24 protein-coding genes are annotated in these 25,247 nt (G+C 51.8%); 12 read left to right on the top strand and 12 right to left on the bottom strand.

All coding sequences use genetic code 11. The features are described 5' to 3' along the window. Window positions 1-206 precede the first annotated feature (206 nt). Complete coding sequence (locus tag IEX86_RS07075; protein WP_188865432.1) at window positions 207-623, top strand: NINE protein; 417 nt, start codon at window positions 207-209, stop codon at window positions 621-623. Between the two features lie 40 nt (window positions 624-663). Here the strand turns inward: IEX86_RS07075 and IEX86_RS07080 are convergent, their stop codons facing one another. The 7 genes from IEX86_RS07080 to gshB all read right to left on the bottom strand — a co-directional run bounded on the left by IEX86_RS07080 (window position 664) and on the right by gshB (window position 6,509). Beyond that, complete coding sequence (locus tag IEX86_RS07080) at window positions 664-1,935, bottom strand: dihydroorotase (RefSeq protein ID WP_188865433.1); 1,272 nt, start codon at window positions 1,933-1,935, stop codon at window positions 664-666. Then, entirely contained in the window at window positions 1,936-2,934 is a 999-nt protein-coding gene (locus IEX86_RS07085; protein ID WP_188865434.1) for an aspartate carbamoyltransferase catalytic subunit, read from the bottom strand. An 18-nt stretch (window positions 2,935-2,952) separates the two neighbouring features. Continuing rightward, window positions 2,953-3,465 carry a bifunctional pyr operon transcriptional regulator/uracil phosphoribosyltransferase PyrR gene (gene pyrR, locus IEX86_RS07090; protein ID WP_188865435.1) on the bottom strand — a complete coding sequence of 171 codons (513 nt, stop codon included), beginning with the start codon at window positions 3,463-3,465 and terminating at the stop codon, window positions 2,953-2,955. Beyond that, window positions 3,462-3,923 (bottom strand): Holliday junction resolvase RuvX, encoded by a 462-nt coding sequence (ruvX, locus tag IEX86_RS07095; protein WP_188865436.1) that lies wholly within the window; start codon window positions 3,921-3,923, stop codon window positions 3,462-3,464. The genes pyrR and ruvX overlap by 4 nt, the downstream gene beginning before the upstream one ends. Then, window positions 3,924-4,493: a YqgE/AlgH family protein gene (locus IEX86_RS07100; RefSeq protein WP_188865437.1), complete on the bottom strand. Its 570-nt coding sequence runs from the start codon at window positions 4,491-4,493 to the stop codon at window positions 3,924-3,926. It lies immediately after the preceding gene. Window positions 4,494-4,544: 51 nt separating this feature from the next. Beyond that, window positions 4,545-5,438 carry an energy transducer TonB gene (locus tag IEX86_RS07105; protein WP_188865438.1) on the bottom strand — a complete coding sequence of 298 codons (894 nt, stop codon included), beginning with the start codon at window positions 5,436-5,438 and terminating at the stop codon, window positions 4,545-4,547. Window positions 5,439-5,546: 108 nt separating this feature from the next. Next, complete coding sequence (gshB, locus tag IEX86_RS07110) at window positions 5,547-6,509, bottom strand: glutathione synthase (RefSeq protein ID WP_188865439.1); 963 nt, start codon at window positions 6,507-6,509, stop codon at window positions 5,547-5,549. Between the two features lie 228 nt (window positions 6,510-6,737). Between gshB and pilG the strand changes: the two genes are divergently transcribed. The 8 genes from pilG (at window position 6,738) to IEX86_RS07150 (ending at window position 19,879) form a co-directional block, all read left to right on the top strand. After that, window positions 6,738-7,145, top strand: coding sequence for a twitching motility response regulator PilG (gene pilG, locus IEX86_RS07115; protein ID WP_010795389.1), 408 nt, complete (start codon window positions 6,738-6,740; stop codon window positions 7,143-7,145). A gap of 39 nt (window positions 7,146-7,184) precedes the next feature. After that, window positions 7,185-7,550 carry a twitching motility response regulator PilH gene (pilH, locus tag IEX86_RS07120; protein ID WP_188865440.1) on the top strand — a complete coding sequence of 122 codons (366 nt, stop codon included), beginning with the start codon at window positions 7,185-7,187 and terminating at the stop codon, window positions 7,548-7,550. A gap of 24 nt (window positions 7,551-7,574) precedes the next feature. Beyond that, window positions 7,575-8,111, top strand: coding sequence for a chemotaxis protein CheW (locus tag IEX86_RS07125; protein WP_188865441.1), 537 nt, complete (start codon window positions 7,575-7,577; stop codon window positions 8,109-8,111). A gap of 184 nt (window positions 8,112-8,295) precedes the next feature. Continuing rightward, the gene (locus IEX86_RS07130; RefSeq protein WP_188865442.1) at window positions 8,296-10,326 is read left to right on the top strand and encodes a methyl-accepting chemotaxis protein; all 2,031 of its coding nucleotides are present in this window, start codon (window positions 8,296-8,298) and stop codon (window positions 10,324-10,326) included. A 30-nt stretch (window positions 10,327-10,356) separates the two neighbouring features. Beyond that, window positions 10,357-11,241 carry a CheR family methyltransferase gene (locus IEX86_RS07135; protein WP_373290406.1) on the top strand — a complete coding sequence of 295 codons (885 nt, stop codon included), beginning with the start codon at window positions 10,357-10,359 and terminating at the stop codon, window positions 11,239-11,241. Window positions 11,242-11,260: 19 nt separating this feature from the next. Beyond that, window positions 11,261-18,373: an Hpt domain-containing protein gene (locus IEX86_RS07140; RefSeq protein WP_188865443.1), complete on the top strand. Its 7,113-nt coding sequence runs from the start codon at window positions 11,261-11,263 to the stop codon at window positions 18,371-18,373. Further along, entirely contained in the window at window positions 18,366-19,388 is a 1,023-nt protein-coding gene (locus tag IEX86_RS07145) for a chemotaxis protein CheB (protein WP_188865444.1), read from the top strand. The genes IEX86_RS07140 and IEX86_RS07145 overlap by 8 nt, the downstream gene beginning before the upstream one ends. 11 nt (window positions 19,389-19,399) lie before the next feature. Further along, entirely contained in the window at window positions 19,400-19,879 is a 480-nt protein-coding gene (locus tag IEX86_RS07150; RefSeq protein ID WP_188865445.1) for a chemotaxis protein CheW, read from the top strand. Between the two features lie 39 nt (window positions 19,880-19,918). Here IEX86_RS07150 and IEX86_RS07155 read toward each other — a convergent pair whose 3' ends face one another. From IEX86_RS07155 to IEX86_RS07175, 5 genes are all read right to left on the bottom strand, one after another. Further along, window positions 19,919-20,638, bottom strand: a complete 720-nt coding sequence (locus IEX86_RS07155; protein WP_188865446.1) for a 16S rRNA (uracil(1498)-N(3))-methyltransferase — start codon at window positions 20,636-20,638, stop codon at window positions 19,919-19,921. Window positions 20,639-20,817: 179 nt separating this feature from the next. Further along, window positions 20,818-21,165, bottom strand: coding sequence for a HopJ type III effector protein (locus tag IEX86_RS07160; protein WP_188865447.1), 348 nt, complete (start codon window positions 21,163-21,165; stop codon window positions 20,818-20,820). Beyond that, window positions 21,162-21,455, bottom strand: a complete 294-nt coding sequence (locus tag IEX86_RS07165; RefSeq protein ID WP_188865448.1) for a DUF1244 domain-containing protein — start codon at window positions 21,453-21,455, stop codon at window positions 21,162-21,164. Before IEX86_RS07165 ends, IEX86_RS07160 begins: the two co-directional genes overlap by 4 nt. A 35-nt stretch (window positions 21,456-21,490) precedes the next feature. After that, entirely contained in the window at window positions 21,491-22,201 is a 711-nt protein-coding gene (folM, locus tag IEX86_RS07170) for a dihydromonapterin reductase (RefSeq protein ID WP_188865449.1), read from the bottom strand. 95 nt (window positions 22,202-22,296) lie between these two features. Continuing rightward, on the bottom strand, window positions 22,297-22,872 hold the full coding sequence (locus IEX86_RS07175; protein ID WP_188865450.1) for a putative antibiotic biosynthesis monooxygenase: 576 nt from the start codon (window positions 22,870-22,872) through the stop codon (window positions 22,297-22,299). A gap of 277 nt (window positions 22,873-23,149) precedes the next feature. On the opposite strand from IEX86_RS07175, the gene IEX86_RS07180 reads away from it, so the two are divergent. The 3 genes from IEX86_RS07180 (at window position 23,150) to IEX86_RS07190 (ending at window position 25,230) form a co-directional block, all read left to right on the top strand. Beyond that, window positions 23,150-23,602 carry a flavodoxin gene (locus IEX86_RS07180; protein WP_188865451.1) on the top strand — a complete coding sequence of 151 codons (453 nt, stop codon included), beginning with the start codon at window positions 23,150-23,152 and terminating at the stop codon, window positions 23,600-23,602. 577 nt (window positions 23,603-24,179) lie between these two features. Continuing rightward, entirely contained in the window at window positions 24,180-24,554 is a 375-nt protein-coding gene (locus tag IEX86_RS07185; protein ID WP_188865452.1) for a CidA/LrgA family protein, read from the top strand. Further along, the gene (locus tag IEX86_RS07190) at window positions 24,547-25,230 is read left to right on the top strand and encodes an LrgB family protein (protein ID WP_188865453.1); all 684 of its coding nucleotides are present in this window, start codon (window positions 24,547-24,549) and stop codon (window positions 25,228-25,230) included. The genes IEX86_RS07185 and IEX86_RS07190 overlap by 8 nt, the downstream gene beginning before the upstream one ends. The last annotated feature ends 17 nt before the right edge of the window (window positions 25,231-25,247 follow it).

The raw sequence follows: 25,247 nt of genomic DNA on the forward strand, positions 1-25,247 counted from the left end.
CGACGGACCTGATAATCAAAATCGCGGAACTTTATATCAGATCGATAGTTTTATTTCCGCTCCGCCGGTCGAGATATTTTTCAAAAATCAGCGGTTCATGTCGCAAAAGGTTTCTATACCAGTTGGAATCACTGGCAGAATGACCAGTGAAATCAAAAAATCTTGCTTATGAAGCAGACATTACCGCTCTGTGACTGAGGTTGTATATGAAGTACCAAAACGATACGCATAGCAAAGTGCTCGGATACCTGTTGTGGATTTTTGGCTTTCTAGGCGCCCATCGCTTTTATTATGGAAAGCCTGTTACCGGCACCATTTGGTTTTTTACGTTGGGTCTGCTGGGTATTGGCTGGATCATTGACCTGTTTCTGATTCCCAGCATGGATCGTGAAGCGGGTCTGCGGTTTCAGGGCGGTCGTGTCAATTACAGCATTGCGTGGATACTACTGACGTTTCTGGGCATTTTTGGCGTTCATCGCCTGTACATGGGCAAATGGATTACCGCCATCCTGTACTTTTTTACAGGAGGGTTTTTTCTGCTAGGCGTGCTCTACGATTTCTGGACCCTGAATGATCAGGTCTCCATTGAAAATCGTCAGAAAGGCGGGGGTATTCTAGGTTAGGCTTGAGCGAACCCGCTGGGATGCAGCGGGCTCTTTAGGCTTATGCTTGATAAACAGTCTTGCCTGCAACAAGTGTATGGCGGACCTTTCCGGGTAACTCTATCCCCATGAATGGTGTATTGCGTCCACGCGAAAGCCATGGCTGGCCCACGATTGTGCGTTCCTCAAGAGAGAAGAGCACGATATCCGCCGGAGCGCCTACTGAAAGTTTACCGGCAGGTAAATCCAACACAGAAGCAGGGCCACTCGTTAATCTGGTCAGAATGGTTGGTAGGTCTGCCAAGCCTTCTTCCACAAGCTTAAGGGCCAAAGGTAGTAGTAGCTCTGCACCACTAATGCCAGGCTCGGTGGCAGCAAAGGGCGCTAGCTTTGCATCTTCTTCGTGAGGCTGGTGATGGCTGGCAATCGCTTGCACTACACCGTGTTTAACTGCCTCGCGTAACGCCTGTCTATCTCGTTCAGTGCGTAAGGGAGGCTGCACATGGTAAAAGCTGGAAAAGCCTTCAAGTTGCTCATCAGTCAGAAATAACTGATACAACGCAACATCTGCAGTGACGGGTAGTCCTCGTGCCTGTGCCTCAGCAATCATTTCAACTCCACGAGCGCTGGTCAGCTGGCTGAAGTGCGCTCGTACGCCGCTTTGCTCAACTAAAAGCAAGTTCTGAGCAAGCGCAATGGTTTCTGCGGCCTCGGGTATACCTGCAAGGCCAAGGAAGCTAGCCGTGGGTCCCTCATGTGCCAAACCACCCTCTGCTAAATCAGCGTCCTGGGAGGTGAAAATGACCTTTAAATTAAAGGTCGCTGCATATTCCAATGCTCGACGAAGGGTGCGCATGCCTGCCATTGGTGCAAGACCATTGGTAAACGCTACACAGCCTGCGTTTTGTAGCGTAACCAATTCCGCAAGTTGCTCTCCAGCTAGGCCTTTGGTTAGGGCGCCAATAGGAAAAACACGCGCCTTGCCTGCCATCTGTGCACGATCAAGGATGAGCTCTGTTACTGCTGTCGTATCAAGCACGGGCCTGGTAAATGGGGAGCAGCACAGGCTCGTCGTACCGCCAGCTGCCGCTGCCTGAGTCTCACTCTCTACCGTGCCTTTTCGTGTATAACCTGGTTCGCGAAGCGATACGTTTAGATCGACAAGTCCGGGCGAGGCGATAAGCCCTGACGCATCAAGGATCGTATCCGCCTTGAAGCCAGCCGGCGCTTCACCGATGGCGGCGATGTTGCCTTGGGAGATATGAATATCAACGATCTGGTCGAAGCGAGTAGCGGGATCTATTACACGGGCCTTGATAATGCTCAGAGTCACTTAGATACTCTCCTGCTCAAGTTGACGCTGGGCCGTTTGCCCGCTCATTGCCATGGATAGCACGGCCATACGCACAGCTATTCCGTAGGTCACCTGATTGAGAATTACAGACTGCTTACCATCGGCCACCGCCGACTCTATCTCTACACCACGGTTGATAGGGCCAGGGTGCATCACAATAGCGTCAGGCTTGGCCTGGGCCAGGCGCTGTGTAGTCAGCCCGAATAGCTTGTAATACTCGCTTTCGCTTGGCAGTAGTCCGCCCTGCATCCGTTCGCGTTGTAGGCGTAGCATGATGACCACGTCTACATCCTTTAATCCAGCAGACATATCCGTAAATATCTTTACGCCATAAATATCTTCAAGGCCGACAGGTAATAGCGTACGAGGTGCAACCACGCGAATGTCCTGGCACCCTAGGGTGCGTAACGCCAGCATATTCGAGCGAGCTACGCGGGAATGCAGAATGTCGCCAACAATCGCTACAGACAGGTTCTCGAAGTTGCCCTTGTGACGTCGAATAGTAAGCATGTCGAGCATGCCTTGGGTGGGATGCGCGTGACGCCCATCACCACCATTGATGATCGCTACCTGCGGGCATACATGCTCGGCAATAAAATGCGCTGCGCCAGAATCGGCATGCCTGACTACGAACATATCCGCAGCCATAGCTTCCAGGTTTCGCAGTGTATCGAACAGTGTTTCACCTTTGCTGGTCGATGAGGTCGAAACGTTCAACGTAATGACATCTGCAGAAAGCCGCTTGGCTGCCAGCTCGAATGTGGTTCGGGTCCGGGTTGAGTTTTCAAAGAAAACATTACAAACCGTTTTGCCGCGCAACAAAGGGACTTTCTTAACTGCACGCGCACCCACTTCAAGAAACGAATCTGCTGTATCAAGCAGTTCAGTTAACAGAGGGCGGGGTAGGTCATCCAGGGAGAGAAAATGGCGCAACTGTCCGTTAGCATTCAGTTGCAAGGAACGCGTAGCGTTGGTCATGGCGATAAGCCTTGAATGTCAGATAGCAGAAGAAAGAACTTTTCGCTCGAATGCTAAAGGCGCAGGACCTGTCAGCTTGATGCGTTCATTTGACTCTAAGGAAAGCGTCTGGCCAACAATATCCGGGCGAATGGGTAACTCGCGTGCTTCCAAATCCAACAGGCATACAAGGGTAACGCTGGCTGGGCGACCATAATCAAAGAGCTCATTCAGCGCAGCGCGAATTGTGCGTCCTGTCATGAGCACATCGTCAACCAAGACGAGATGTCTGCCTTCGATTTCAAAGGGAAGGGCCGAAGGTTGAACCTGAGGATGCAGGCCGTTCTGGGTAAAGTCGTCCCGGTAGAATGAGACATCCAGGGTGCCTAGAGGCCATTTACTTTGAAGTGCATCCAGTAGGGCTTGAGCAACCCAGACACCTCCGGTTCGGATTCCAACCATGCAAGGCTCATTAATACCTCTGTGCTTAAGGTGGTTGGTCAATTGGTCCGCCATCTGCGGAATTAAATCGGTAGGAATGGGGATGCTCATTCATTCTCCTGCGGAGGCTCGGATTTGGCAGTCTCAGCTTGGGCGGTAAGCCAGCCTTCAAGGAGCATGGCAGCGGCCAGGGCATCGACAGGGCGCTCACGGTAACCATCACGCTGACCTTGAGCAAGACGTACGCCTTTGGCCTCGTATGTAGTCAAGCGCTCATCATGGGTATAAACGGGCAAGTTGAAGCGGCCATTGAGGCGGCGCGCAAATTTTTCTGCGCGTGTACTCATTTCGCTAGGTGTGCCATCCATGTTCAATGGAAGACCAATTACTAGCGCATCAGGCTGCCACTCCTTAAGTAGCGCTTCAATTTTTGACCAGTCCGGTACGCCATTTTGCGCTTTAAGAATACATAGCTCTCGCGCTTGGCCTGTTATGGGCTGACCGACAGCAACGCCTATTTGACGTGTGCCATAGTCAAATCCTAGTACCAGTTTAAGCGGGCTTTTCATTCAGGCATGACCTGACTGGCTGGTCAATAAAGACAAATCCACACCTAATTGAGCTGCTGCTGCTTTCAGGCGGAGCTCGCTGGGCATATCAAACAGAATGGACAGGTCTGCCTCGCAGGTAAGCCATGCATTATCAGTCAACTCAAGCTCAAGCTGACCTGCTTCCCAACCTGCGTAGCCAAGCGCAATCAAATGCCGGGCAGGACCCTGCCCATCAGCTATCGAAAATAAGATGTCTTGAGACGTAGAAAGCGCCACTTCACCCAATTCCAGCGTTGCCTGAAATTGAGGGCCAGAGGGGTGAAGTACAAATCCGCGCTCGACCTGTACGGGCCCGCCGTTATAGATGGCAGTGCTTCTTGATGAAAGAGGAGGTGCTTCATCAGGTCGCAATTGTTCTAGAACATCCTCCAAGTTCAATGCGCTGGGCTTGTTGATAATAATACCCATGGCACCGTCTTCGCCATGCTCAACCAGATAGATGAGTGTTTGGGCAAAGGTAGAGTCCGCCATGTGTGGCATGGCGATTAAAAGGTGGTTTTTAAGGTATTGCGGAGTGCTAGCGTTCATGGTGCTAGTTTCTAGCTTCACGCAGGAAGCTTCAAGCCTAACTCGACAACATTATTGGCTAGCGAGTCGATCTCCACGCTCGAAACGCCATGTTCGGATGATTTCAAGCCTATCGATATCGTTAAGGTCTCCGCTAAACGGTGCAAAGGGAGCGGCTAAGCGGACGATTCGTAGGGCGGCCTGATCAAGTACAGTTTGCCCAGAGGATTCAAGGATCTGAACTTCATAAAGCGAGCCATCTCGGTTGATAGAGACCAAAAGACGAAGGCTGCCATAAAGGCGTTCCCGACGGGCTTGCTCTGGGTAATTCAGATTACCGACCCGCTCAATCTTCTTGCGCCAGTCTTCTTTATACCAGGCGCCTTTATCCTTCATTGTAGAGGCCGCATTGATACGGTAGATCTTTGGTCGTTTGGCGTATTGTTGCCGTTCTTGGGAAAGCTGGGCCTCAAGGCTCGCAATCTCACTTGAGATTTGAGAGTTATCAAAATGAGGCGTTTCCCGAGCAACCGCTTCAGGTTGAGGCTTTTCGCGTCGAGTTGGCGCTTTATCCTCACGTGCCGACTTTGTCGTGACCGCAGCCTTGGGTGTTTTAGGCTCAGTGGTTTGGCGAGGGGACGTCGGCTTGACGGCCGGCTTTATCTCGCTGTCCTTAAGTGGGACCTCTTCTGTGGTGCTAGGCGCTAGCGCTTTATCGAGTGTGCCGCTACCTTGCTGATTCTCTTGAGCCAGAAAGTCAGCCTTTTCCGGCGCCTTGTCACTCTTGAACGAGGCGAGCGTAATCTCAAGTGACTTACTGACTTCGCTAGGCTCAGGCATGGAAAAGCCGAGCCCCAAAATCAGGACGACATGAACCAACGCCGCTATAAAGAGAGTAAAGCCAAGACGGTCTGCTGGGCGAACGGCAGAGGCGGCAGGCAGCGTATTTGAAATAGCGGCATTCATGATAAGTAGTTGAGGTTACGCTGTGAGAAAACTGCTAACCGGCATGACTATCCTGTCGTGCCGGTTGATGACTATATAAAGAAGTCTGAAGAGAGTTGAAGCAAATGTCTATCGCCCAGGTCTCATCGCAAGCTTCTTTTCGATAACATCCATCAGCCTGTCAGCAATGCGGGTGTCGTAAGCGTTATCGATTTCCCGAATACAGGTGGGACTAGTGACGTTAATTTCCGTCAGATGTTCACCAATTACGTCCAGCCCTACAAATAACAGGCCACGTTTGCGAAGCTCAGGGCCAACCTTGGCAGCGATTTCTCTGTCTCTGTCTGACAAAGGCTGCGCAACACCCCGTCCGCCGGCGGCCAGATTGCCTCGGGTTTCGCCTTGAGCCGGTATTCTGGCAAGGCAATACTCCACCGGTTCACCATCGATCATGAGTACGCGCTTGTCGCCGCTTTTGATAGCAGGGAGATAGCGTTGAGCAATAATCTGCTGTGTTCCGTGGAGTGTTAGCGTCTCAAGGATGACCGAAAGATTCGGATCGCCTTCTCGATGCCTGAAGATGGACGATCCACCCATTCCATCAAGCGGCTTGAGGATCACGTCTTGATGCGTTTGGGCAAATTCGCGGATCAAATCGGCCCGACGGCTTACAAGCGTAGGAGGTGTCAATTCTGGGAATAAAGTGGCAAAAAATTTCTCATTGCAGTCGCGTAGGCTAGAAGGCTTGTTGACGACCAGGGTTCCTTCCTGTTCGGCTTGCTCCAGCATATAGGTAGCATAGACATACTCATTATCGAAAGGTGGATCTTTCCTCATCAGGATGACGTCAAGGTCTGCAAGGGGCATGTCCAACTCTTCATGCAGGTCATACCAGTGTTCGGAATTTTGATGTACCTTCAATAAACGGCAGCGCGTACGAGATTTGCCGTCAAGGTGGTACAGGTCCTGCATCTCCATGTAGTGTAGTGTCCATCCACGCGCCTGAGCAGCCCACAACATGGCAAGGGAACTGTCTTTTTTGTAGGCAATATGGGCAATGGGATCCATGACTATCCCGATGCGTATGCTCATTGATCGATTCTCCAAAGCGAACGGTTTGACGGCTCTAATCAGCCGACACTGATGAATGCTCAGAGTGGCGATAGTGCACTTAGTTATCAAGAAAAACCGGTAGTCCGGTGGTTAATAGATAGACCCTGTAGACTGTGCTAAAAAGATTCGATTTCCAGTCGATATCTTAAAAGGCTGGAATGCATTGATAAAGGCGCTATGACTCGCCTATGTGGTGGTAGAGCAAACATGGAACAGTACTCCGAAGGTCTGAAGGTAATGGTAATCGATGATTCGAAGACGATTCGTCGAACCGCCGAGACGCTTCTCAAGAAAGTAGGCTGCGAAGTTATTACTGCCGTCGATGGATTCGATGCGCTCGCAAAAATTGCGGATAACCATCCCAACATCATCTTCGTTGATATCATGATGCCCCGTTTGGATGGTTATCAGACCTGTGCGCTGATCAAGAACAATAGTGCATTCAAATCGACGCCGGTCATCATGCTTTCTTCGCGTGACGGCCTATTTGACAAGGCTAAGGGTCGGATCGTTGGATCCGATCAGTACCTGACCAAGCCGTTCAGCAAAGAAGAGCTGATCGGGGCAATAAAAAACCATGTACCCAATTTCACCCCAGTCGAGCATACGTCCTGAGGCGTCTGGTTCGTGGTATTGACCAAGTAGGATTCGAAAATGGCTAGAATTTTGATAGTCGATGATTCACCGACTGAAATGTACAAGCTGACTGCCATGCTGGAAAAGCATGGACATCAGGTTCTCAAGGCAGAAAACGGTGCTGATGGCGTTGCCCTGGCTCGTCAGGAAAAGCCCGATGTTGTTCTGATGGACATCGTAATGCCTGGTTTGAATGGTTTCCAGGCAACTCGCCAGCTGACCAAGGATAGTGAAACCAGCCAGATTCCGGTAGTTATCGTAACAACCAAGGATCAGGAGACCGATAAGGTCTGGGGCAAGCGTCAGGGTGCTCGTGATTACCTGACGAAGCCAATCGATGAAGACACATTGCTGAAAACCTTAGCTGGTGTACTCGGCGCTTAAGGTCATTCAAGGCAGGATCTTCATATGAATGGAAGCCATACTCCTTATACCCTCTTCGCTCAGATTGATCAGCGATGCCGGGACCTGGCGGCGGGATTGCCTGCTCAGCAGGAGGTGGTGCGCTCTTGGAGCGGTGTCGGGTTCCGTATGGGAGATCGACTGTTCGTTGCCCCCATGGGTGAGGTAGGCGAAATCCTCCATGAGCCTCGTTATACCCTTTTGCCCGGCGTTAAAAGCTGGGTGAAAGGGGTAGCCAACGTTCGCGGTCGATTGCTTCCTTTAATGGATCTCAATGGGTTCCTGGGGGGCGAATCATCGTCTATACGTGCTCAGCGTCGTGTCTTGGTTGTTGATCATCAGGAAATTTATGCTGGGCTGATCGTAGATGAAGTGTTTGGTATGCAACATTTTTCAATCACCTCGTTTAATGAAAAGCCTGTAGTGCCTATAGAAAAGCTAGAGGCGTTTATTCACGGCGTTTTCGTCCGTGAATCCGAGTGGCTGGTCTTCAGCCCACACGCACTGGTCCAGCACCAGCAATTTTTAAACGTTGCTGCCTAGCGCACGACGTAACATCAGTATCGCCAAGCCTCTTTATATAAGACAAGCAGGCGGACACATCCATGTAGAACGAGGATCAGCAAAAGCTGGCCATCTAATTGCATGGGCAATGGATTGTGGGGCCAAATGAGTTGGCTTTATCACAAAGGAATATGCATCAAACCGGTCCAGGCGGGGGCCAGCAATGAAGAAAACGAGTACGGGGAAAACGAGTCCTTTGGTCGCCGGCCTTTTTGTCGCGCTGATCATTTCAATAGTCCTGCTTTTCGCAAACTTCGCGTACCTCAGTACGCAAGCCAACCACGATAAGCAATATCTTGAGCATGCAGGTGAGTTGCGTGTTCTTTCACAGCGTATTTCCACTAACGCCAGTGAGGCTGCAACAGGTAAACCTGAAGCATTCAACCAGCTCAAAGCGGCTCGTAACGAGTTTGAAAGACGCTGGGATATCTTGCGTAATGGTAACGAGCTAGCAGGTTTGCCACCTTCTTCGTTGTCTGTTGCACCACAAATGGAAGCAGTACAGGCGGAATGGGATCGCGTTCGTAAAAGCGCGGACGACATTACTGCGAGTGAGCAGACCGTATTGTCGCTGCACCAATTGGCAAATACGCTCGCACAAACCATTCCTCAGCTACAGGTAGAATATGACGAGATCGTTAATATTCTATTGGAGCGTAAGGCACCTGCAGAGCAAATAGCAGTTGCCCAGCGCCAGTCATTGCTGGCTGAACGTATTCTGGGTTCTGTTAACAAAGTACTGGCCGGTGATCAGTCTGCTGTTCAGGCTGCTGATAGTTTTGGTCGCGATGCCAGTATGTTTGGCCGTGTTCTGAATGCGATGCTCGAAGGTAACGCTTCGATGAACATTGCAAAAGTGACTGACCCTGAAGCAGTTGGCCGTTTGAATGAAGTAAACGAACTGTTTGAGTTTGTTTCTGGCAACGTGGATGAAATCCTAGGTACTTCCTCTGAGCTACTTGTAGTTCGTGAGGCGGCTAACCAGATTTTTGATAGCTCGCAGCAACTTCTAACCAAAGCGTCGGATCTGGCGCAAGGGTACGGCAACGTAACAGCTGAGCGTCGTATCAACGTTCTGGGTAATTACGTACTTGGTCTTATCGCTCTGGTTTCAATTATTTCCATTGGTCTCATCATTGTGAAAGAAGCGCGTCAGCGCTTGGCTGAAACCAATGAAAAGAACCAGCGTAACCAGGCCGCGATTCTTCGTCTGCTGGACGAAATCGCAGACTTGGCGGATGGTGACTTGACGGTAGAAGCGACCGTTACCGAAGACTTTACGGGTGCGATTGCTGACTCGATCAACTACTCCATCGACCAGTTGCGCGATTTGGTTAAGACTATTAACCAGACCGCCGTTCAGGTATCAGCAGCCGCACAGGAAACTCAGGCAACAGCTATTCATTTGGCCGAAGCTTCTGAGCACCAGGCGCAGGAAATTGCTGGGGCTTCTGCTGCCGTTAACGAGATGGCTGTTTCTATTGATCAGGTATCTGCCAACGCCTCCGAATCGACTGCGGTAGCAGAGCGCTCCGTATCCATTGCAAATAAGGGCAACCAGGTCGTACATAACACGATCGTGGGCATGGATAATATCCGTGAGCAGATTCAGGATACCTCCAAGCGGATTAAGCGACTGGGTGAATCGTCCCAAGAGATTGGTGACATTGTTAGCTTGATTAATGACATTGCTGACCAAACCAACATTCTGGCTTTGAATGCCGCTATTCAGGCCTCTATGGCGGGTGATGCAGGTCGAGGCTTCGCCGTAGTAGCAGATGAAGTTCAACGCTTGGCGGAACGCTCTTCTGGTGCCACCAAGCAGATTGAAGCGCTGGTAAAAGCGATTCAGACCGATACCAACGAAGCTGTTATTTCCATGGAACAGACTACGTCTGAAGTGGTTCGAGGCGCTTCGCTTGCTCAGGACGCCGGTGTGGCGCTTGAGGAGATCGAAAAGGTTTCCAGAGCATTGGCAGGTTTGATCCAGAACATTTCGAATGCTGCGCGCCAGCAGGCCTCATCTGCAGGTCATATCTCGAACACCATGAACGTTATTCAGGAAATTACTTCGCAAACGTCTACGGGTACTACTGCTACCGCTCGTAGTATCGGTGATCTTGCGAAGATGGCGAATGAAATGAGACGTTCGGTTTCGGGCTTTAAGCTGCCAGAAGACCAGTCCCCTAGTTAAGTGCACAGCTCGTACGGAGCGGCGAGAGGTATGGACGCTATCGCAACGAATATCGAGCCTTCCCAGGGTTGGAGTTTCCAACCCTCGATCGAAATGCTGCCAAGCGAATTCAGAGTTTGGCAGCATTTACTGGAGAGTCGTGTAGGAATTGTTATCGATATAGCAAGGCGTCCATTTTTTCAGACCCATTTGACGAGCCGGATGCGAGCGCTGGGTATCAACGATTATGCAGACTATTATCGATATGTAACTCAGGGAGTGACTGGCGCAAGGGAATGGGCTGATCTGCTGAATCATCTAACTACGCAGTTCACTCAATTCTTTCGCCACATCCCTTCTTTCGAGACGCTGGAGGCTTATTTGAGTCAGCGTATCCAGTTGGACAGCGAGGCAGCTTTATCCTTATGGAGTGTTGGTTGCTCTAGTGGAGAAGAGGCTTACTCATTGGCAATAACGGCTTCGGAAGTCTGTCGCAAGGCTGATTTACCCGAGCACTATGGTGTTTTCGCTACAGACATCAGTTCACATGCCTTGAGCAACGCTCGTCTTGGGATATATGCGTCTGAAAAAGTTCAGCATTTAGATAGTTCGCTGCTTGATCGCTATTTTTCAAATCATGCAGAGGGAACGTTTTCCATAGCTTCCGCGTTAAAGGCTCGCCTATGTTGCGCGAGATTAAATGTGCTTGAGCTTGGTAGAACACCCATATCTGGCATGGATGTCATTTTCTGTCAGAACTTGCTCATCTATTTTCGTCGGTGGCTTCGTAAGGACATTCTCAATCAGCTTGTTAATAAGCTGAACCCCGGCGGACTTTTGGTAATTGGCGTCGGGGAAGTGAATGGCTGGAGTCATCCAGACCTTATCCCCGTCGCTGATGAGCGTGTTTTGGCTTTTACCCGCAGGGTAGCTTAACGGTATGAATGGAGTGAATATGGCAGATCGGCACGATTATGTCGCTCTGGAGTGGGTGAAGGGTGAGATTGCCGAAACGCTGAAGCAAGCCCAGCATGCACTTGAAGCTTTCGTCGAGAATCCTCAGGACACTACCCGGATTCGCTTCTGCCTGACCTATATTCACCAGGTCCATGGCACCCTGCAGATGGTCGAGTTCTACGGCGCAGCGTTGCTTGCCGAAGAAATGGAACGGCTGGCTGAGGCACTCCAGAACGATCCGACTGCAGCTCAAAGCGATGCGCTCGAAGTTCTGATGCGAGCCATCTTGCAGCTTCCATCCTATCTGGATCGCATTCTAGGCGCCCGTCGTGATTTGCCGATGATGGTATTGCCACTGCTGAACGAGCTACGTGCGGTCAGAGGTGAAAAGCCTTTATCGGAAGTCAACTTCTTCTCGCCGGCGTCACCGCCGCTTGTACCACTTCTAGAGCCTGAAGAGTTGGCTCGTAGGCAGGCAACTGATTGGCCGGTAGTTGTACGTAAACTGCGTCAGGTTTTGCAGGTTGCTCAGGTCAGCCTGTTCCGTAATCAAGGCGTTGGCAGCCATCTGAATTATCTTGCGAAAGTATTCGAGCGCCTTGAACAGCTGTGCGAGAGGAGCCCGCTTGGTGAGTTGTGGCCGATGGCTTCTGCTCTTATTGAGGGACTGAGCGCTGGTGTTTTTGAGAACGATAGCCGTGTACGTGTATTTTTGCGGCGTATTGATCATGAACTAAAGCGACTGCTGGCAAATGGCACCGCTGCACTCAATGTCCCTGCATCTTATGACCTGACGCGCGATCTGCTTTTCTATTTAGGCCAGGCTACAAGCGATACGCCACGTATTAAAGAGATAAAGGCGCTTTATAAGCTTGAGGAGGCGCTGCAGATAGCGGGGCAGGGCGATGCCGTAAGTATTGGTCCGGATCGCGATGCAATGCGCTCTGTAGTAACAGCGCTGTGTGAAGAGTTAGTCCGCATCAAGGATAGCTTGGACCTTTATGTACGTAGCGACCGCCAGCAATCTAGCGAACTAGGTGCATTACTTCTTCCCTTGAAGCAGATCGCTGACACGCTCGCTGTCTTGGGATTTGGCCAGCCGCGTCGCGTAATCCTGGATCAGATCGATCAGGTCTCGGCGCTGGCAACTGGGGACGAGCCCAGCACCGACTCCGCACTCATGGATATTGCGGGTGCGTTGCTTTATGTCGAAGCCACGCTGGCGGGCATGATTGGCGTGACGGATCACGGGGATGATGAAGAGTCTCATCTTCCTACAACAGACGTTGCACAAGTACACCAGCTTGTTATTAGAGAAGCACGTAACGGTCTTGAACAGACTAAAGACGCCATTATCGAGTTTATCGCCTCTCAGTGGAATCATGAGCACCTACTGCCGATCCCTCAATTACTGACCCAAGTAAGAGGCGGTCTGGGCATGATTCCGTTGGAACGTGCGGCTGGCCTAGTTGAAGCATGCAATCGCTATATTCAACAGGAGCTTTTGGCTCGTCAGGTCGTTCCGGACTGGCAGAGTCTGGATACCTTGGCGGATGCCATTACCAGTGTCGAGTATTACCTCGAGCGTCTCGCTGACGACTCTAATGCACAGCAAGAGCTGATTCTTGATGTGGCTGAGGAAAGCATGGCGGCCTTGGGTTACCCTCTGGCACCCAGCGCGCCCGACGTTCCTGTGATTGTAGAGGAAGTTGCTCCAGAGTCTGCTCCTGAAGCGGAAGTGGAGGATGCCGAAAACGCTCCTGCTGTACTGCCCGATGAGTCAACCCCAACTGAAGCTCTTGATTCGCCTGAACACAACTTGTCTGAAAACGATGCAGTTGTCTCTGATACTGACGAACTGCAGCAGGATGCAACGTTACTTGAAGCCGATACTGAGCAGGACACTCCTCCTGAGGCTGAGGCTGATCTATCCGCAGATATAACCGCGGCTTCACCGGAATCTGCTTACAGTGAGCAGGAGAGCATTACTGATACTGACGCGGCTCAGGGTGAATCTGAAGTGTTGCTTGATCAGGCTGACACAATGCCTGACGCTTCTCCTGTACCAGATCTCAATGAAGGCCAGAGCATGGATCTGGGTGATGTCATGGCATCACCCGTTCAGGCTATCAATCCTCCTGCGAAAGATGTTCCACCCTCTATTCTTCCGCCGCCCACTGATGAGGAGCCAGTCGATGAGGACTTGAGAGAAGTTTTCATCGAAGAAGCGGAAGAAGTACTTGAGGCACTCAACACTTATATTCCTCGTTGGTTAGCCAATGCATCGGATCGTGAGGCATTGTCTGAAAGCCGCCGAGCGTTCCACACCTTGAAAGGCAGCGGGCGAATGGTCCGCGCCTTGATTATTGGTGAACTCTCTTGGTCAGTTGAAAATCTTCTTAATCGTGTAATTGACCATAGTGTCGAGACCTCTGCTGATATTCAGCATGTGATAAACGAAGTCGTAAAGCTGTTGCCGCAATTGGTCGACGAGTATGAGCTAAATGCTCAGCGTCAACGTAACGATGTCGATTACCTTGCTGCAGCGGCTCACGCCTTGGCGCGCGGCCTTCCGATTCCTGACTCGTTTGAGGCGCTTGATCAAGAGGAGTCTGCTGCTGAGGTCGGACATGACTCTCATAGTGAGGATCACGAGAGCGAGGCTTCTGCTATTTCTATGGCGCATGCTGAAGAGCCAGAGCCAGAGCCAGAGCCAGAGCCAGAGCCAGAGCCAGAGCCAGAGCCAGAAGCTGATAGCGAGGACATGCTGGATGCTCAAGTCGCAAACGAGCTTATGCTTGAAGAGCTGCCTGAGCGTGAAAATGTCGATCCATTATTGTTGGATATCTTCCGCAATGAAGCAGAGGCTCACCTCGCTACGATAGCTGAATACCTTGAGCAGGCAGATCCTGAAATACCCCAGCACGTCACAGATAATCTGCTGCGTGCCCTGCATACGCTAAAAGGCAGCGCTCACATGGCAGGCATTTCAGCTATTGCTGATCTGGCTTCGCTACTGGAGCGTGTTGTTAAAGAGTACAAGGCAAGCCATACACCTTTTGGCTCTGAAGAGCAGCAGGTTCTAGCGGATGCTGCATATTCAATCAGGGATGGCCTCAAGCAATTAAGTGATGATCATATCGATATTCAGCTTATCGATAACGACACATTACTGGCTCGATTGCAGGACTTGTTGGAGCGAAAGTCTGAACAGGCCGCTTCAGTCGATACGGCAGGGTCGACAACGCAGCATAATCGTCAGCGGCTATCCGATTTCCTCATCGAGAGCATGGATATCCTGCTCAAGGCTGATGGGCTGTTAGAGGCTTGGCAAGCGAGTGGCGAGGACGCTCATCATGCTGCCTTGTTATCTGCTGAGTTTACTCATTTCTCTGATCGGGCAGCCAATGCCGGACTTTCAGATGTAGAAGCATTGAGCTCCGTTCTCTGCGAGGTCTACCAGTCCTGCATCAGTGCACATATTCCTCATCGTGAAGCCTTCTTTGAAGAAGTATTGGCTTCGCAAGAGGCTTTGGTCAGCATGCTCAACCAATTGGCTGTAGGCCTTAGAGCCACGCCTCAGGCTGAGCGTATTACTGCCTTGCAAATGCTCCTGGCTGAGCTGGATGCTCCAGAAGCAGAAGCAGAAGCAGAAGCAGAAGCAGAAGCAGAAGCAGAAGCAGAAGCAGAAGCAGAAGCAGAGGCAGAGGCAGAGGCAGAGGCAGAGGACCAGGGAGACGCAGGCAACGAGGAACTGACGATTGATTATGTCGACCCAGTAATCGAACCTGCTTCAATCGATGTTGCTGAGCCTGTTACCCAGAACCTCATTGTTTCTGTTGATGATGAGCTGGACAGTGAGATGGTAGCCATCTTCCTGGAGGAAGCAGTCGATCTGCTTGATAGCGCAGGGCAGGCGCTTGAGCGCTGGTTCAAGGAGCCGACTAATCATAACAACCTCTGGATTCTGCAGCGTGATCTGCACACCCTTAAGGGTGGGGCACGTATGGCTGACATCGAGCCCATTAGCCTATTGGCTCATGAGCTTGAAACGCTGTACGAGGGGCTTGTCGATGGGCGTTATCAGCCAAGTGATGACTTAAAGCCTCTACTTCAACATTGCCATGACCGGTTGGCTCAGCAACTTGATCAGCTGCAGAACCATCAGGTATTGAGTCAGCCTGACGATCTGGTTGAGGCAATTCAGGCCTATCGCCAGGGCATTCAACGTGCTCAGCAAATCGAGCTGAGCGAAGATGTTGCGTTCTCTGAAGATGCGCCAGTTGCAAAAGAGCACACCTTTGAGCCTATGGATGAGGCTGATGAGGAGCTGATCGACATTTTCCTTGAGGAAGGTTTCGATATTCTTCAAAGCGCTGCTGGCTCTCTACAGCGCTGGCAGGCAGATACGCAAAACAGTTTTGAACTGGAAGCACTTCAAAGAGACCTGCATACGCTCAAGGGCGGTGCCCGTATGGCTGACATCACTCCTGTCAGCGACTTGGCCCATGAACTTGAATTCCTCTATGAAGGATTGAGTGCAGGCCGCCTACGTTCAAGTGAGCAGTTATTTAGTCTTCTACACCAAAGCCACGATTTGTTGCTTGAGATGCTGGAGCGCGTGCGCGCCCGTCAGCCTGTGCCGTCTGGTCAGCATTTGATAGAGGCTATTCACGCCTTCCGTTCCAACACCGATGAGCAGCTCGAGCGGCCTACTAGCATTACATTGCCGCCTGTCCAGGTAGACACTTCCGACGAAGACGAGATTCTTGAGATCTTTATTGAGGAAGCGGAAGACTTGCTCACCAATATGGAGCTAGCGCTCCATCGTTGGGAAGAGGTCGAGGGGTCGGATGAAGCTGTCGATGACTTGCTTCGCTGCCTGCATACCCTGAAGGGCGGGGCTCGTCTTGCTGGTCAGTTTGCCCTAGGTGACCAGGCTCATCTGCTTGAGCAGGAGCTGGGCGAAGCTAGTCCATTGCACGGGCCGGTTGCTCCAGAGCGCGCTGTTGAGTTGAAAGGTACGGCTCGTGCCGGTTTGGCTGACTTGGCTGCTCGAATAACCGACCTGCGTGAGCATTTCACTTCAGTGCCAACACCTGCACCGGTTGTAGAGCCTGAGCTGGTAGTCGAGCCTGAGCAGCCTCTGGAGGTGCTTGCTCCTGTCATGGCAGCTATGCCACAGGAAGTAAGTGACAACGCCCAGGTGCTACCTTTCGTACAGCGTGCCCAGGAAGCGGCTCGCAAGGAAACTAATCGTCGTGGGCCTCAGGAGCTGGTACGTGTCCCTGCGGATCTGCTCGAAGGCCTTGTTAATCTGGCTGGCGAAACCTCGATTTTCCGAGGACGTGTAGAGCAGCAGGTAAGTGATATCGGAGCCACGCTCAGCGAGATGGAAGCCACCATTGAGCGGGTGCGTGATCAGTTACGCCGCCTGGATACCGAGACGCAGGCGCAAATCCTGAGTCGTCACCAGGATGAGAATGAGCGTGCGGGTTATGAGGACTTTGACCCGCTGGAAATGGACCGCTACTCGCAATTGCAGCAGCTGTCCCGCTCTTTGTTTGAGTCAGCATCTGACTTGCTTGATCTGAAAAACACCTTGGCCTCCCGTAATCGCGATGCTGAAACCCTGCTGTTACAGCAGGCTCGCGTTAATACGGAGCTTCAGGAAGGCCTGATGCGTACGCGCATGGTGCCTTTCGATCGAATGGTGCCACGCCTGCGCCGTGTTGTCCGGCAGGTAGCAGGTGAGCTGGGAAAGCAGGTCGAGTTCGAGGTGAATAACCCCGAAGGTGAAATGGATCGCAATGTGCTGGAGCGTATCGTCGCTCCGCTCGAACACATGCTGCGTAACGCGGTTGACCATGGCATTGAGACCAGCGAAGCCCGTAAGGAAACAGGCAAGCCCGATGCAGGGAATATCCACCTTTCCCTAAGTCGTGAGGGTGGCGATATTCTGCTGACGCTTTCTGATGACGGCCGTGGCATTGATCTGTCTGCCGTTCGCCGTAAGGCAATAGAGCGTGGTTTGATGGATGAAGGCAGTGAGCTTTCCGAACAGGAAATCATGCAGTTCATACTGGAGTCGGGTTTCTCGACCGCTGCACAGGTAACCCAGATTTCCGGGCGTGGCGTTGGTATGGATGTGGTCCACTCTGAAGTCAAGCAGTTGGGTGGGACCATGGGGATCCATTCGGTCGCTGGGGAGGGGACAACCTTTTCGATCCGTTTGCCTTTTACGGTTTCGGTCAACCGAGCACTGATGGTGCATTCAGCCGAGGATCTGTACGCCGTTCCGCTTAACACCATCGAAGGTATCGTTCGGGTGTCGGCAACTGAGTTGGAGGCTTACTATCAGGCTGGAGCCCGCTCCTTTGAATATGCAGGCCAGACTTATGAGCTAAAGTATCTGGGTGAGCTGTTAGAAAATGGTCAGCGTCCCAAGCTGATTAATCAGCCGCTCCCACTGCCAGTAATTCTGGTGCGCTCCAACGATCACGCGGTGGCCATACAGATCGATGGTCTGGCAGGCTCACGGGAAATCGTGGTTAAGAGTCTCGGCCCGCAGTTTACAGGGGTGCATGGTATTTCTGGCGCGACGATTCTAGGAGACGGTCGAGTGGTTGTGATTCTTGACCTGCTAGCCTTGATTCGTAGCCGTTATGCACGCGCTATTAATGCGCCGACGGACATGGCGATCACGATTGAGTCTACAGTCGAGGCTGAGGTTGAGCGTCCGACTCTGGTTATGGTGGTCGACGACTCGGTTACGGTTCGTAAAGTTACTAGCCGTCTGCTTGAGCGCAACGGTATGGATGTTACTACGGCTAAGGATGGTGTGGATGCGATTGCTCTGCTTCAGGAGCGCAAGCCAGATATTCTGCTGCTTGATATTGAGATGCCGCGTATGGATGGTTTCGAGGTGGCTTCACTCGTGCGTCACGATGAGCATCTCAAGGACCTGCCTATCATCATGATTACATCGCGTACAGGCGAGAAGCACCGTGATCGTGCCTTCTCGATTGGCGTAAATCATTACCTAGGCAAGCCGTATCAGGAAAACGAGCTTCTCAATCACATCCAACAATTGGTCAAGGTACATGACTGAGAAAGCAACATTTCGAGTTGCTATTCTGGCTGACACCTCACTGCAACGGTATGTGTTGCAGCAGGTGTTGTCTGGCAATGGCTATGAAGTGGTATTCAACAGTGATCCAACGCGTCTTGATGCAGACGCCTTGCGTGCCTGCGAGACGGATCTTTGGTTGGTGGATCTGGCTGAGTCAGAAGACTCCAGCGTGCTGGAGGATCTGCTCGAGCATACCTCTACGCCCGTTCTCTTTGGTGAAGGTCAGGCGCCGGAGTTCAGCTCGGATCTTTTCCCCCGTTGGGAGCGTCGCCTCATTACCAAGTTGAAGCATTTGGTAGGTGATACGACAGAGGCCGTTGGCCCTAGTCTTCAAGCGCTTCTGGCTGATACCGAGCGGCCAGAGCGGCTTAGCCTGCCAGCCTCCTTGGCGTCGACACCTTTACAGATGGGTGGGGCTGCAAAAGAGGTATGGCTTTTGGCTGCCTCGTTGGGCGGTCCGGATGCAGTAAAGGCCTTTCTTGATGCATTGCCAGGCGGTTTGCCGATCGGCTTTCTGTATGCGCAGCATATCGATGCCAACTTCGAGGCAACGCTGCCAATGGCAGTAGGCCGCCACAGCCAATGGCATGTGCACATTGCGCAACCGGGGCTTGAGGTCAGGTGTGGAGAGGTTGTAGTCGTTCCTACACAGAACGAACTAAGCTTTCGGCATGACTCTAAGCTGGATATCTTGGGCCGTAAGTGGCCGGAGCCGTATACACCATCAGTCGATCAGATGATGCTCAATCTGGCTCAGCATTTCGGTTCACGTTGCGGCATGATTACCTTTAGTGGCATGGGCAATGACGGTAGCAGCTCGGCAGCCTATATGCGCCGCAGAGGTGCAGAAATCTGGACACAAAGTGCGGACAGTTGCAGTTGTGCCAGTATGCCGGAAACACTTCGAGAGGCAGGGTTCTCCTCGTTTACGAGTGATCCGCGAGGGCTGGCCGAGGCGCTGGTCAATCGCTTAGCCAAGCAGCATGCTCATTAAAAGGAGTTCCTATGAGCCAAACACCAGCCCTCACAAGCACTCCCGAGAATCTCACAGGACTGCTGCTTTCTCTTACAGATCGCACGCTCTTGCTACCTAACGTGGCTGTAGCTGAATTGATACCGTATCGCCCAGTTGCCAAGTTGGCTAATCAGCCTGACTGGTGTCTAGGGCAGGTAGCTTGGCGAGATCTTCGCTTGCCATTGCTCAGTTTCGAAGCGGCTTCTGGTGCACCGCTCCAGTTTGATCGTAATAATACGTCAGCACGAGTTGCGATCATCAACGCTCTGGGCGGGCGTGCACATGTTCGCTTCCTGGCCGTCCTCGTACAGGGTATTCCACGCTCCATGAGGGTTACCCCAGACCTTGAGTCGGCTGAGGTTCCGTTAGGGCCGTTGGAGTTGGCAGCCGTAAAACACCAGAGTGAGATAGTCAAGATTCCCGATCTGATTGCGCTGGAAGAAAAGCTGGCTGAAATCGGCGTGATCTAAGCTCAAAGCCTGGTTTAAAACCAGGCTTTGGCATCTATTTTAAAAGTCCCCCCACAGCTGTTGAGCTACAGCGAGTGCTACAACAGGTGCTGTTTCAGTCCTGAGCACACGTGGTCCTAGCCGTGCAGAGACAAAGCCTGCACGTTTCGCTTCATTGACTTCATTATCAGTAAGACCACCTTCCGGACCAATCAGAAAGGCGAGGCTAGAAGGAGGCGTATGGGTGGTCATGGACTCTGCAACTGGATGGAGCACAAGCTTTAAGTCAGCCTCGGCCCTTTCAATCCATTCGGTTAGCGTGACGGGAGCATGAATGACCGGTAGGGTTGAGCGTCCGCACTGCTCGCAGGCGCTAATGGCGACCTGCTTCCAATGTAGAAGTCGTTTGTCTGCGCGTTCATCTTTCAACCGCACCTCACAACGCTCCGTCATGATGGGAGTGATTTCTGTGGCGCCAAGTTCTGTCGCCTTCTGGATTGCCCAATCCATTCTCTCGCCACGGGAAAGACCCTGCCCCAAGTGAATCCTGAGACTTGATTCGGCTAGTCCAGAAATACGCTCCTGTATATCTACCAGTACGGATCTTTTCCCTATATCGGTGAGCACCCCTTTGTACTCATGACCAGACCCATCGAACAGTTGAACAGCTGTACCGGGGGCAAGGCGTAGTACGCGTCCCATGTAATGAGCCTGAGCTTCGGGAAGCGTTTGTTGTCCGAGTGAAAGGGGGATGTCTACATAAAAGCGAGATAAGCGCATTGGGAGTCACAGATTCAGATGCAGTCACTGCCTATTATTACTGACCCACTGGCTGAAGGCACGGTCTGATTTGGTCAGGTAAAAGCTTGGGATGATGTCAGTGAAAGAGAGAAGAGCGTTGAGTGATACGGCTTAGAGACACGCCTTGACCTCGTCTGGCTCAAGGCGCAAGCGATAGGTTAAGCGGGCTGCTTGCCGGTTAGGGGCAGCTGGTTGAAATGAACACTGGCTAGACCATGTGTGATCAACGCACGAATATTGGCGTGATCATTTCCCTCAGGCGTTGCAATTACGCTGCGATAGTGTTCTCCAAAAGCCAATAATGCCTCTTGCGTTTGGAAGCCCTCCAACAGAGCTAAGGCCAAGGTTTTGCAAGAGCCTTCATTTTGACCGGCTGCGTTTTCCACTGGGCCGTTTACAAAGCCCTGTGGCGTGTAGTCATAGTGCTCCGTGATAAACGCTAATGTATCGGCGAATAGATGCTCACTACTGCGAAGCTGTGCGCGAAAGGCTTCCAGGGCAGTCATGGCTTAGCGTTCTCCTTGAAAGCAGCAGACTGTTCAGGGGTGGCCTCTTTTTGGTAGAGCGACTTCCACTCGGCATACGGCATTCCATAAATGGCTTCGCGCGCATCATCCATATTCAGCTCCATGCCTTTTTCGTCTGCTGCTGCTTTGTACCATTTGGACAGGCAGTTCCGACAAAAGCCTGAAAGGTTCATCAGGTCGATATTCTGCACGTCAGTACGTTTACGCAAATGCTCGACCAGTGTACGGAAGGCTGCAGCCTCTAGCTCAATGCGTTCTTGTTCAGTCATGGATTGATTCCTCCAGAAATGGATGCCTGTAGCAATCAGGCATTTTTTGAATGACGCAGGTGGCGGCCGCCATTGGCCGTAACCGTACTTCCTGTTGTATAGGTGGACTGCAACAAATACATCACAGCCTCAACGATCGGCGCTGCTCCAGGCTCATAAGGAAGCAATGCTTTTTTCAGCGTAGCTTCCTGATACTCAGCGCTGCTGTCTTCCTTGAAAATCAGGAGGCCGGGAGAGATTGTGTTCACCCTCACAGTAGGCGCCAGCCTTTCAGCAAACGAAAGGGTCATATTGCTCAACCCTGCCTTGGTAGCCGCATAAGCAATGTGATTCTTGCTGCCCCGAGAAGCACTATCGTCGCAAATGTGGATGATATCGGCACGGGAGCTGCTGAGCAGGAGGGGCTCCAGGGCCTGATTCAGGTGATACGGCGCTTCAAGGTGCACCTGATACATGGTCTGGAAATTCTGAAGTGAATCGTCCAACCACAAGGATGCATTATGGATAATACCGCGCAGGCTTTTGGCTTGGGTGACTACCTGATCGATAAGCCGTTGTCTGTCTTCGATAGACGTCAGATCTGCCTGGATAGGATAAACATTTTCTAGTGTTGTCAATTCGCCAGGATCGTTGCGGTAAGTGGCCACGATTTCATATCCCTGACGACTCAAGGCTTTGCTCAAGGCAAGACCGACTCGTTTATTAGCGCCCGTAATGATCAGCGGGGCAGCAAACGTGTGATGCATGGGATAGGGCTCCGACAGACGAAAGGACTGCCTGCATGAGGCTTCATACTCTGCAGACAGCTTTCGATTATCGCAAACCCTTTACTGTCGCGACATCATGATTGACGTGTCGTTACAGGACGAAGCGTCCTCTGGCGGACCTGTGAACCATTGCTATTCAGCCATCCAGAGAGCAGGCGTGTTACCCAGGGAATAAAAAGGCACACCATGATTGGGGTCAGAATCAGGGTGCTAAGCAATATTCTGGGTACTAGTGGTAAACCGGCCAACTGATCGCCTAACAGAGCATTGAATAACAGCGATACAGGAAAGAAAGCAAGCCAGACGGCAATGCTTTGCTTCCACCGAGGGGGCGCGCGGCGGGCGTCGCCAAACCAGGCATCAAGACCTTGTACGCGAAGCTCTTTTGGCCGCTCGAAGAGATCCTTGCCTTGCTCGAGCCAATGCTGGCGAGTAGAGGAATGTTCCCATTCACCCAGTGTCCGTTCATTCGAGAAGCGAAACACGATTTGGACTTCATTATCACCGGGTGGCGGGGTGAGGACACCTGACCCAAGATAGCCTTCGTAACACGTGGCCAAACGCTCACCTTCGCGGAGCCACTCCAAAAAATTGTCATAACAACCATCGGCTACGCGGCGAGCCACCATCAGAGTGACTGGGTGCGTCATAGAATTCTCCATATGCAACTGTCCGGGTAGGACGGTTCGATTACGCTAGTGCTGGGTAAGCGCTGCGGCTGAGAACTGGAAGCACTCGTTTTGGAGTGTTTCCATCACCTGAACATCAGGCTGTGCAAGCTTATACAAGGTTCATTCCATTTCCGTTAAACACAGATGAACTGGGCTAGACCTAAGTATTGGTTACCATTTCGGTGCAGGCTGCACAGTGTGTGAACAGAAAGGCAGCATGTTAAGGTTTAAATGTTCTAGTCATTAAGGAAAACTAATGAAAGTCGCCATCTTATGTGGCTCTGTCTATGGTACGGCCGAAGAAGTGGCCAGGCACGCCAAGCAGTTCCTGGAAGCGTCTGGACACGAGGTATGGCTTAATCCCCGAGCTGGCTTGGAGGAGCTTCTGGCTTTTGGTGCCGATGCTTTTCTGGCAATTACATCGACAACTGGAATGGGAGAGCTGCCGGATAACATTCAGCCCCTTTACTATGCTTTGCGCGATACCCTCCCTGATTGGCGTAATAAGCCGGCAGCTGTCATTGGTCTGGGAGATGCCAGTTACGGTGATACGTACTGTGGCGGTGGTATGCAGATGCAGGAGTTGTTTGCCGAGCTTGGGCTTCGGGAATTACTACCCATGCTAAAGCTGGACGCCAGCGAAACCGTTACACCCGAAACGGATGCAGAGCCATGGCTGGATCGTTTGAAGAGCGCCCTTATTAGCTGATCTGGAACCCATTACCACGCTTGCCCTTAGCGACAGACCTCTGTTTTGGTAGGCTCCGATTACTGCTGGATCATCCTGAGGAACGGCGCGCAGGTCTGGATCAGATATCGAGTTTTCCAAACGGCTCCAGACTGATCGCTTGCAGAAAGTCTAGCCAGGCTCCTGCGGCACGAGACAGGTACGCGCCACGTTGCCATATATAGGATGCATGCCCGCTGAGGTCTGGCTAGGCAAGAGGAGCGTGCACTGCGTTGGGGGCGTAGCAGCGTTGGCAAAATATAGGCTCAGCATATCGGTCTACAGCGTGGCCTGTATCGGTCTGTTGTAGGCAGGTCCGTGTTCGGCTCAACAAGCGTAGCCCCTAGGCTTTCTTCAAGAGAAGAATCTACTTGCTAGGGTTGGTTGGGTAGCATGAAGTACTCGAGTGCTTGCTGTGAGGCCGCCTTGGCATACGACTTCAACAAGCATACAAGTTGTTTGAACTCCATTTTGGAATGGTCCTGATCTTGAGAATTTACTATCTGAGATAGTAAAGCCGAGCGTATTCTTGAGGTCAGTTACATGTGATGGATGTCTTATGGTTCCCCGTTACATACGGACACTACTCGAATTAGCCGTACTGGTAGGCCTCTGGTGGCTAGGTGGGTGGTTGGGGCAGTACTTCGGTTTACCCATACCTGCTGGCGTACTCGGGCTGGCTATTCTTCTACTATTTCTTGCACTGCGTTTGATTAAGCCCGAGTGGCTGGAAAATGGTGCTCGCGTGTTGGTCGGCGAAATGCTGCTGTTTTTCATTCCAGCGCTCATGAGTCTGCTCGACTATGGTCCGCTCGTTCGAGAGGAGGGTATCCGTATTCTCATGGCCGTGTGTTTTAGTACGCTTTTAGTCATGATCAGCACAGCCTTGACGGTCGAGTGGATGTTTCGCCGCAGGAGTCGTCAGGATGCTTGATTTGTCTGGCGTGTTCTGGCTGGCGCTGACGTTGGGTGGGTATGTTCTAAGCCGGAAAATTTATAAGCGTATCAAGTGGTATGTGTTGGCACCTATTGTCTTTGTACCGACCATTCTTTATTTAATCGCCATTCCGACAGACACAAGTTATGCGCAATATTCTCATTACACAGGTTGGCTGATTAGCCTGCTTGGGCCGGCTACCGTGGCGTTTGCCGTACCGATTTGGCAACAGCGGCGTCTCTTGGTCCGCTACTGGCGCGCACTCCTGGCAGGAATTGTGGTAGGTAGCTTTGTTTCAGTCTTTAGCTCGTGGGCTTTGGCCCATTTGTTGGCTCTGGATGCGCCCGTCACGTTATCGTTGCTACCACGCTCAATTACTACGCCATTTGCCATGCCAATGTCCAAGGACTTGGGCGGGGTACCTGAACTTACGGCGGCTTTCGTTTTAATCACGGGTGTTTTTGGAGCAGTGGTTGGCAGCCTTTTATTACGCTTTCTACCTTTACGCTCTGCGTTGGCTCGTGGTGCGATGTTTGGCGTAGGCGCACACGGCGCAGGTACAAGCCGTGCTTATGAGGTAGGGATTGAGGAAGGGACAGTGGCAGGGCTGACAATGGTCCTGACAGGCTTATTCAATCTGCTGGGCGCTCAGTTGTTGATCTGGGTCCTTTGATAGAGTGGTGCGTCCTT

This window comes from Pseudomonas asuensis (assembly GCF_014646755.1).
Classification (GTDB): Bacteria; Pseudomonadota; Gammaproteobacteria; order Pseudomonadales; family Pseudomonadaceae; genus Chryseomonas; species Chryseomonas asuensis.

Coding starts and splice junctions, on each gene's coding strand:
- IEX86_RS07075 (WP_188865432.1), top strand. CDS start 207: ATGAAGTACCAAAACGATACGCATAGCAAAGTGCTCGGATACCTGTTG.
- IEX86_RS07085 (WP_188865434.1), bottom strand. CDS start 2,934: ATGACCAACGCTACGCGTTCCTTGCAACTGAATGCTAACGGACAGTTG.
- pyrR (WP_188865435.1), bottom strand. CDS start 3,465: ATGAGCATCCCCATTCCTACCGATTTAATTCCGCAGATGGCGGACCAA.
- ruvX (WP_188865436.1), bottom strand. CDS start 3,923: ATGAAAAGCCCGCTTAAACTGGTACTAGGATTTGACTATGGCACACGT.
- IEX86_RS07100 (WP_188865437.1), bottom strand. CDS start 4,493: ATGAACGCTAGCACTCCGCAATACCTTAAAAACCACCTTTTAATCGCC.
- IEX86_RS07105 (WP_188865438.1), bottom strand. CDS start 5,438: ATGAATGCCGCTATTTCAAATACGCTGCCTGCCGCCTCTGCCGTTCGC.
- gshB (WP_188865439.1), bottom strand. CDS start 6,509: ATGAGCATACGCATCGGGATAGTCATGGATCCCATTGCCCATATTGCC.
- pilG (WP_010795389.1), top strand. CDS start 6,738: ATGGAACAGTACTCCGAAGGTCTGAAGGTAATGGTAATCGATGATTCG.
- pilH (WP_188865440.1), top strand. CDS start 7,185: ATGGCTAGAATTTTGATAGTCGATGATTCACCGACTGAAATGTACAAG.
- IEX86_RS07125 (WP_188865441.1), top strand. CDS start 7,575: ATGAATGGAAGCCATACTCCTTATACCCTCTTCGCTCAGATTGATCAG.
- IEX86_RS07130 (WP_188865442.1), top strand. CDS start 8,296: ATGAAGAAAACGAGTACGGGGAAAACGAGTCCTTTGGTCGCCGGCCTT.
- IEX86_RS07135 (WP_373290406.1), top strand. CDS start 10,357: ATGGACGCTATCGCAACGAATATCGAGCCTTCCCAGGGTTGGAGTTTC.
- IEX86_RS07140 (WP_188865443.1), top strand. CDS start 11,261: ATGGCAGATCGGCACGATTATGTCGCTCTGGAGTGGGTGAAGGGTGAG.
- IEX86_RS07145 (WP_188865444.1), top strand. CDS start 18,366: ATGACTGAGAAAGCAACATTTCGAGTTGCTATTCTGGCTGACACCTCA.
- IEX86_RS07150 (WP_188865445.1), top strand. CDS start 19,400: ATGAGCCAAACACCAGCCCTCACAAGCACTCCCGAGAATCTCACAGGA.
- IEX86_RS07155 (WP_188865446.1), bottom strand. CDS start 20,638: ATGCGCTTATCTCGCTTTTATGTAGACATCCCCCTTTCACTCGGACAA.
- IEX86_RS07160 (WP_188865447.1), bottom strand. CDS start 21,165: ATGACTGCCCTGGAAGCCTTTCGCGCACAGCTTCGCAGTAGTGAGCAT.
- IEX86_RS07165 (WP_188865448.1), bottom strand. CDS start 21,455: ATGACTGAACAAGAACGCATTGAGCTAGAGGCTGCAGCCTTCCGTACA.
- folM (WP_188865449.1), bottom strand. CDS start 22,201: ATGCATCACACGTTTGCTGCCCCGCTGATCATTACGGGCGCTAATAAA.
- IEX86_RS07175 (WP_188865450.1), bottom strand. CDS start 22,872: ATGACGCACCCAGTCACTCTGATGGTGGCTCGCCGCGTAGCCGATGGT.
- IEX86_RS07180 (WP_188865451.1), top strand. CDS start 23,150: ATGAAAGTCGCCATCTTATGTGGCTCTGTCTATGGTACGGCCGAAGAA.
- IEX86_RS07185 (WP_188865452.1), top strand. CDS start 24,180: ATGGTTCCCCGTTACATACGGACACTACTCGAATTAGCCGTACTGGTA.
- IEX86_RS07190 (WP_188865453.1), top strand. CDS start 24,547: ATGCTTGATTTGTCTGGCGTGTTCTGGCTGGCGCTGACGTTGGGTGGG.